This window comes from Pauljensenia sp. C0170B5 (genome assembly GCF_056590195.1).
Genome location: NZ_JBWPVR010000009.1, coordinates 77678 through 85855 on the forward strand (window position 1 = coordinate 77678; position 8178 = coordinate 85855).

Here is an 8178-nt window from a genome sequence, read left to right on the forward strand (position 1 = left end):
CTTCACTGTGGTGACGTGCTTATTCCTCTGAACCGATCCTAACGAACCCGCCGCGTTTGCGGCTCATTCCCCTTGAGGCGGCATATGTCCGCGATAGCGGGTAATTCCGTTGACGACGTCGTACCGGAAGCCGAGTGGAGTTGTCCACTGGTACACACCAGGCTCTGGCTGGTCGAGGTCCCAACCTGCATGCGTTTTTGCACGGTGAACACTTCGCGACAGTGGACCCAGATTCGCCAGATTTGTTTGCCCAGCCGAGCCACCTTCCTCATATGGGACCGTATGGTCCAGGTCGCACGAGGTTGAGGGCGTGTTCGAGTAGGGGAATACCTCGAACGGTTCACGCTGAAGCAGTGCCCTGCGCATCGTCGATGTCGGATCGTGCCGGTCACCGGCAGGCAGCGATGAGTAGTCAAGGACGGGGCGAATCGTGACCCGAGTATGCGCAAGCATGGATGCGAGTTGCGCGACGGGAACAGAACCGCCGTCGTCGATACTCGCGCAGTGCGGCGAATCCGGGTAGATATGAGCAACGATCTCAGCTCTGCGCTCAGTTTTCGCTTCACGTCCATTTAACAGTGCCCCCGCCTGCTCGGGGTTCGCCAGCAAGCCGAGTGCACGCGAGCGCCGCTCATCAACCGACTCATCTGGATGCGAGGCGGCCAGCGCAGATGCCAGACTTGCGACGGTGCGGTCAAGATGGAGGGCATCTGTAACGGCGAGTTGCGCATGCATATAGGCGCTGCCAGCTCCCTCGTCCATGTCGAACACGACGCGTCTGGCACGCTCGGCAAGTTCTGCACGCACTTCGATCATCTGCGGGGCAACGCGGGCGATCAGAAGGTTCACGTGACGGGTGATGCGCCCCTGGTTCCATGAGCCGATCTGTCCGAGCAGTTCATCGAGCGTCGCGCATTGAGATTCGCCGAGTGTGGACGTCAGCGAGTGAACATGGCAGGCCTTCCAGACGGGGATTTCAGCATCCATGACTCGGTCCCACAGTCTCGGGAGGCGGAAGCGGACACCAAGTAGCGAGTAGAGTTCCTGCAATGTTTGAGAGGGTGAGCATCCTAAAGCGGCAGCAAGTTCGAGATGGGCGAACTCGGCAATGAGCGGGGTGCCGCTGCTTGAGCGCGGCACAAGAGCCTGCTCTCCTTTGAGCGCGGCAGTGACCGTCAGAATCGTGTCGATGATCATGCGGGCGCGCTCAGCTTCAGCTTTCCGCCAGCGGGCATCCGCCTCGCGCAGTGCGTTCACCTGCTCGATGGCAGCATCAAGCTCACTGGCGGAACCGCCGCCGTCGGGTGCACCTGCACACACACAAGTATCGAACATGTGTTCTATTGTGAGGGATGGCATGTGCATCTGCGTCCCACGAACACCACTTAACGGGACACAATTTAAGTGATGTGTGTCACATTTGAGCCAGCAGGGCGGCTTCCTATTTTCCGTTCAGCTGCGCGTAGTCAATGCGGCGATCTTTGAAGTGGAACTCCTTGTCGCGGTCATTGATTCCAGGCAGGATATTGACACCCGCACCGATCCAGCAGCCTGAGCCGATGCGAACCGGCATGTTGTACTGGTAGCCCTTTCGGCGAAGCTCCGGGATAATCGGGTGTCCCGCCGCTGAGATGGTGACGTTCGGGCCGAACATCGTGTAGACACCGACGTAAATGTGTGTGTCGTCTACGCAGGTGAAGTTGAAGTTGACGTAGATGTTGCTACCGAAGTTCGCGTAGAACGGAGGCTCGATGTAGCAGTTCTCCCCTATTTCAGCGAACATTTCCTTCATCATCGCCTGGCGTTTGACCTGTTCGGATGGGCGCAGCTGATTAAATTCGTGGAGCCGCTCGAGGCATTTCGTTCTTGCATGACGCTCATCGCGCAGTCTTACTTGTCGTGTCAAAGGCGGCTGGTCTGCGAAACATTCTAGAAAAGTCACTGCCTCTTCGCACAGCTCAATGCCACTAAGACGCCGTCGTGCGCTACAGTGCCTCAAAGAACTGTTCGGCGAAAGGCGCCCGCTCTCATGACTATGAACGCATCGGCTCGTTCGCTCATCGGGCTTGTGACAAGCCAGAACTTACGTTTCGTCATCCCTGTCTATCAACGCCCCTACTCGTGGGACGAGGAGCAATGCGAACAATTGTGGGAAGACGTGTTGTCGGTTGGAAAGCGCCCAGATGATAAGCACTTCACCGGTTCTATTGTGTGGATCCAAGATGGTGTGATGTCGGAGGTGACGCCGCTTCTCTTAATCGACGGTCAGCAGCGAGTCACAACTGTCGTACTCCTCATGATTGCGCTGGCTCGATACGCTAAGAACAACCCTGACGAAAAGCTCAACTTTTCCTACTCTCGGCTGGTCAACAAGGGGTACCTGATAGATGACGACAGGCATGGTGACGAGCGTTACAAGCTGCTTTTGTCTCAGGGCGATCGAGCTACCCTTATCTCGTTGCTCGAGCATTTAGTGGACGAGGACTATCGAGTCGTCAACAACTCATCACGTTTAATTGCCAACTTGGAGTTTTTCGAGCGAAAGCTGGCCGCCCTCGACAATCCGAATACAATATTGGATGGTCTGCAGCGTCTTGAAGTTGTATCGATTTCTCTGGATGCAACTCGCGACAATCCTCAGCTCATTTTCGAATCGATGAACTCGACAGGTAAAGATCTTTCGTCAGCCGACCTGATCCGAAACTTTGTCCTCATGGGATTACCCCGAGGCGAACAAGAAAAGCTCTATCAGAACCACTGGCGGCGTATTGAGCAGACCCTTGGCGAAGACACATACGACAGAGTTTTCGATGAATTCATCAGAAACTATCTGACCATTCTGTATGCGCCTGAACCGCTCACGCGTAAAGATGTGTACCCCATTTTCAAGCGCCACGTCACCGAAAACGGGTTTGCCAAGAAAGGGCGGATGGTCAACCTTCTCAGTGAAATGGAAGACGTTGCTCGCTACTACGCGGCAATCACCTCTGGGACCGAGGAGGACCCCCAGCTCAAAGAGCACTTCGACACAATAGCAACACTGGATATGAGCGTCCTCAATCCGCTCCTCCTGTCGTTTTATCAAGATTACGAGGCAGGAGCCTTCGAAAAAGAAGATTTTATCCGCCTGCTTCGTCTGACCGAAAGTTACGTCTTGAGGCGAGCAATTTGCGATGCTCCCACAAATTCGCTGAATAAGTTCTTTCCCAGCATTATCGGAAATCTCAATAAAGTGCAGGAAGAGGGCGGTGATTACGTCGAAGCCTTCCAATCGTTGCTATACATGGCAGCGGGGACCACGCGGCGTTTTCCAACAGATGACGAGTTTTCGCATGCACTACTCACGCGTGACTCTTACCTCTTCAGAAAGTCTTTCTTCCTGCTGACAAATCTTGAGAATTTCCACCACCCTAAAGATCCTCACGATTTCGCATCCGGCTCATACACAATTGAGCACATCATGCCGCAAAATGCGCTTGCTCATTCTGAATGGCGCCAGGCGCTGGGCGAGGCCCCTGAGGAAGGCTTTGAAGCCCTCGTCAACAACATCGGCAACTTGACTGTCACTGCCTACAATTCCGAACTTTCCGACGGTACCTTTACTGAAAAGAAGGAACGCTGCATCGGCGGTTACGCCAACGAATACATGGCGATCTCAGCAGAACTGAAAGATGCAGAGTCATGGGGTGAAGAGGAGATACGAAACAGAGCAGAAAACCTGACTGCAATTGCGCTCAAGCGCTGGCCAGGCCTTGATGTTTCGCCCGATACAGCCGAGCGATACGTCGCGCGCAAGCAGCCAGACAGACGCGCATGGCGAGTCACGATTCATGACCTCGTATCGGCAGGACTTCTTCATGTCGGCGACGTGCTGGAACCCGGTTCTGATCGTTTCACGCAAACAGTGACACTCACCGATAGGGGCGATTTAATCTTGCGCAACGGTGAGAAGTTCTCGAGCCCATCCTCGGCAGCTAGTCGCGTCATCGCCCTCGAAGGAGGTTCTGGAGGACGAAACGGATGGGACTTTTGGCGTCTGAATGACGGTGGTCCCAAGTTGAGCGAAATTCGCCGACGCTATGACGAGGCAGCGACCACGAGCCACCGCGACGCATCCATGGTGGAATTTTGGAACGGTTTCTATGAATACTGTGCGAATCGTCCTGGCTTTACCGAAGCTTTCCGCGACCCGTCGACACGTGAGCCTAATCGCGATAACTGGGCCTCATTTGGCATTGGTCTGCGAAAGTGCGATTTAACAGCATTAGTACGGTTGAGCGGGCAAGAAGTGGCCGTCCAGCTCCACTTTTCTGACGAAGAAAGCTACAAACCCGTCCTCGCACGGCGATCCGACATCGAGAAAGAACTGGAATTCCTCGAGGGTACGTTTGAGTGGGACGAGGGCGACCTCGACAAGACGACCCGCGTTGTGAACGTTGCACGCCCAGCCGATTTGACTGGTGATTCAGTCAATGAGGTGTACGAATGGCTGGCCACAGGTATGCACGCATTGCGGAAGGTAGCGCATCAATTCATGAAGCGGAATCTAGCCTCAATCTAACCCGCTACTCCCACTCTTTCACGCTCGTTTACTGTTGCGTCATTCCAGTTGACTCCAGTTGGCTCGTCGATTTTGACCGTCATACCACCGAATCCCGCTGCGTGACCTCGCGTAGGCGTTTGGGACAAATCCTGGGACAAAAGCGCGAACTATTTCGAAACCGCGAGCCCGCAGTTTCATTTTTGTCCCGGGGACAAGAATGGGCTGGTTTTGAGGCTCAGAAACACCCGAAATGGATGCCAAAAGCAACAATCATCCTCATCGACGCCCGTTTAACGAAGTGAATCGTAGCCAGCGGCTTTATCGTCATGCGTTCCCGCAGGTCAGAAGGGATACACAAGAGCGATGACTGAAAGAATCGTCGCAGGTGGCTTCGTGCATGCCCCTAATCACGCTTCGGAACTGCTCAATAAGGCTGATCGCTTCACTTAGTGAACAAAGGAGCCCTCAGTTGATCGGAGCTCGAAAATCAACGATTCCCCAAGTCAGGTACTCCCATTCCCCTTTTTCCTTATCGAGCTCAGGATACTCGCTCAAAAACCTTTCAACGCCCCTTTCCATGCGCGCAAGCAGGGCAGTTAAGTTGATGTTGATCTTTATGCGGCAATCGCCTTCAATTCCATTCGCCTCTGGTGAGCTGGTGGCTCCATATCCAATGACCAGCTGGCTGTCGTCGTTGAAGACCTGTATATCGATCGAATGTAACGGCGAGTAGTTTGCCCCCGCGCCGTCAACAACCGAAGATCCGGTATGGAGCACAGCGTTTCGCAGCTGGCAGAAATCGGATGCGGTGAAGTTGTCTTCCCGCATGAGCGCATTCATCGTTCGCTCGATATGGTCTCGACTTTGCTCGCGAGATCGGTCGATGTCGTCAACCACAGGGGTGCTAGGAAACCCGAGATACCTTGTACACCAATCTCACTGACCATCTTTATTGCTAGAGTCGATCAAATTCGAACAGACATCTGGAATGGTGACCAGAACCGTCAGGCATGAGATTAGCAGCCCGGCATCGAACGCCAAGCGAGCCTCCCCGATGAGATTTCTCGGCGAGCGCTCAATAATCCGCGGGGCGCCCTGGGGCGCACCCGCTTCGCTTTCGGAAACAGGAAGCAACAGGTCAAGCTCCAAGCACATCGGTTAACCCTCAATCTCTATGCTCTCGCCGCCACCTTTCGGAACCAGCTTCACAGAGTAATCGAGCTGCGCTGCCGTTTGGCACAAGGTCTCCACCTTCATAGTCTTCGACTTTAGGCGCTGGTCTAGCGCCTGCGGGGTGAGACCGAGATCGATAGCAAGGGAGCGTTGGGAGCGGCCTTGCTCCTCGAGTATCGACTTGATGGCTTCTGCGGACCTCATAGCTGCAACATCCCCTGGTAGAAGGTCGACGGGAACATGAATTCGCGTTCTTTTTTCCTTTTGTCGTTGTCGAAACGCACGGCGATTCTGTCACTGCCAATCGAAACGACCTCACCATAGCCAAAGCTCTTGTGGAAGACCTGGGTTCCTTCCTCAATCCTGGAAAGGTCGGCTTCAGTGATAACCGGCTCTTCGGGCTCCAATGCCTTGGGCTCGGACTTTTTCGGATAGCCGGAAAGCCACCAGCCGGCCTTGAAGCTCGTTGCCTTACCGCCTTCCAACTTGTAGGTGAACTGCGCGCCGTTCGCGGCAAGCTCGTTCATGACGACGTCGAGCTCACCGCCGCCGATGGCCCAAAGGCTTCCGCCCTTGGGACGGCGATCGGCGATGCGGACGTTGTGGGACTCGAGGACGTCGATGACCCAGTCCTTCTTGACGGGCGCCTCTCCGAGCGTCGTTGCTTTCGCAGTCGACCTCGAAACGCCCGATGCCGACGGTTTGATCGCGAGCCTTACCGCAACAGCAGGCGACGGAGCCTCCGCCCCAGCGCCGTTGCCCAGAGTGGAACCGTCGGGGGCCACCATCGACTCCTGCTGCTTCGCGTAGAGGTAGTCGTAATTGGACAGAGACGTGTCGTAGAGGCCGACCTTCTCGCCCTCGTGCTTGTTGATGCCAGTGTAGACAAGGCTCGCATCCTCGTAGCGACGGAACTTGTAGACAGCGTCGTTCATGAGGGCGGAATTGAACACGCCAAGCGAGACGAGCAGGTTGAAGTCCGAGACGTCGAGGCCGGTGACCTTCTTGAACAGCCCCGGCTCCAACTAGGTGATGACGTCGTAGAGCGTCTCCTCGCGGTAGTCGGTGAGGTACATGAAGACCGGGATACGCGTGGCGAACTTGATCAGCTTCTCCTGTATCTCCTTGCACTTGGACTTGAACTCCTTCTCCTCCTCGCTGAGCTGCTTCTTCTCCTTTTGGGTGAGGTTGTCACCCTTCTCCTTCTTGACTTTCTTTACCGCTTCCGACTTGTTGATAATGGTCTTGATGTCGTCGTTGAGGCTTCGGAAGCCCTCGATGCTCATGAGGGCGTTGATTGCCTCGTCGTTGGCGAGCAAGCGTCGTAGCGTGTCGTTATCGACGTTGACGAGCAGCGCCGACTCCCAGCGCTTGGCGAGAAGCGTCGCGGAGGTCCCCGCCATGGCGATGTCGAGGATCTCGGAGGCGTTGATCTCCTTCATACGGCTGCCGTCGTAGGCGAGCACGGGCAGGAAGCGGATGAAGTCGCCGACCTTCTGCTCGGGGCCCTTCTTCTCTGTGGAGAGCTGCGTGGAGTAGTCGGACACCATGGTGAGGGCGCGGTCGAGCGCGAAGTCGAACACGTAGCACTCGTTCTTGACGATCTGCATGTTCCCGTCGTCATCCTTGACCGTCCAGGGCGACTGCACGCGAAACGCCGTCTGGAAGTAGGTCTCGGCGCTCTTTACGTTGGAGAGCATGAAGACGCCGGTCCATGGCTTCACCGTGACGCCGGTGGTGAGCTTGCCGCAGGACAGCGTGATGGACTTCGATTCGAGCGGGTCGCGCATCGACTTCTGCACGGGCGGCAGGGCAGCAAGGCCGATGCCCGCGCCCGAGCCTGCGCTCACGTTGACGCGCAGATAATGACCGGTGGTTAAATCGCTGATAGAGGCCAAATCCATTGGTGGGATAATGGCCTTAGATTGCATATGGAGAAAGGCAGGGGCGATGGGATTCTTCGATAAAGGCTTCGACCCAATAAAAGGGGCGCAGAAGGCTGCGGCCGCTGCAGGAAAAGGAATCGCAAGCGCTGCCGAACAGGCATCGAATGCCGCTCAAAGCGCCGCCGACCAGACGGGACAGGCCATCGGGGACATTGCGGGCAAGGCAAAGGGCGCCATTCAGAGCATTGGAGATGCGATCAAGGACGGCCCAAATCCGAAGAGCTTCAAGTACAACACTGAGTTTGTCGATGAGCAAAACGTTGACGCATCGCCCCAATCTCAAAGGCTTGCTCCAGAGCATATGGCGAAAATGCTTGGCGATGTGGCTGAAGGGGCCGCAAACGCTGCAAGCGCGGCGGCGGCCGGTGCTCAAGGCGCCGTCGTCGCCGCCGCAGGTAAAGCGGGAGAGATCGCTGATGGGGTCAAGCAAGGCATCGAGGGCTCTGTTGCAAAAATCGTGAAGCTTGAGCATGCTTGGCGGAGATTGGACGGACGGAACGATGACGGATTTCAAGT

At 55.7% G+C, this 8178-nt stretch carries 7 protein-coding genes; 2 read left to right on the forward strand and 5 right to left on the reverse strand.

The genetic code is table 11. The features are described 5' to 3' along the window. Window positions 1–63: 63 nt before the first annotated feature. Entirely contained in the window at window positions 64–1335 is a 1272-nt protein-coding gene (locus AC1EJZ_RS09575) for an HNH endonuclease signature motif containing protein (RefSeq protein WP_058236189.1), read from the reverse strand. A gap of 106 nt (window positions 1336–1441) precedes the next feature. Then, entirely contained in the window at window positions 1442–1906 is a 465-nt protein-coding gene (locus AC1EJZ_RS09580) for a maltose acetyltransferase domain-containing protein (RefSeq protein WP_058236243.1), read from the reverse strand. Between the two features lie 123 nt (window positions 1907–2029). On the opposite strand from AC1EJZ_RS09580, the gene AC1EJZ_RS09585 reads away from it, so the two are divergent. Then, entirely contained in the window at window positions 2030–4561 is a 2532-nt protein-coding gene (locus AC1EJZ_RS09585) for a DUF4268 domain-containing protein (protein WP_480294731.1), read from the forward strand. A 447-nt stretch (window positions 4562–5008) separates the two neighbouring features. Here the strand turns inward: AC1EJZ_RS09585 and AC1EJZ_RS09590 are convergent, their stop codons facing one another. From AC1EJZ_RS09590 to AC1EJZ_RS09600, 3 genes are all read right to left on the reverse strand, one after another. Beyond that, on the reverse strand, window positions 5009–5440 hold the full coding sequence (locus AC1EJZ_RS09590) for a hypothetical protein (protein WP_257590371.1): 432 nt from the start codon (window positions 5438–5440) through the stop codon (window positions 5009–5011). Between the two features lie 476 nt (window positions 5441–5916). Beyond that, window positions 5917–6741, reverse strand: a complete 825-nt coding sequence (locus AC1EJZ_RS09595; protein ID WP_480294733.1) for a hypothetical protein — start codon at window positions 6739–6741, stop codon at window positions 5917–5919. Continuing rightward, on the reverse strand, window positions 6742–7620 hold the full coding sequence (locus tag AC1EJZ_RS09600; protein WP_480294734.1) for a hypothetical protein: 879 nt from the start codon (window positions 7618–7620) through the stop codon (window positions 6742–6744). It abuts the gene before it with no gap. 46 nt (window positions 7621–7666) lie between these two features. Here AC1EJZ_RS09600 and AC1EJZ_RS09605 point away from each other — a divergent pair. Continuing rightward, window positions 7667–8178, forward strand: a 512-nt coding sequence (locus AC1EJZ_RS09605) for a hypothetical protein (RefSeq protein ID WP_480294736.1), incomplete at its 3' end; no start/stop codon positions are given.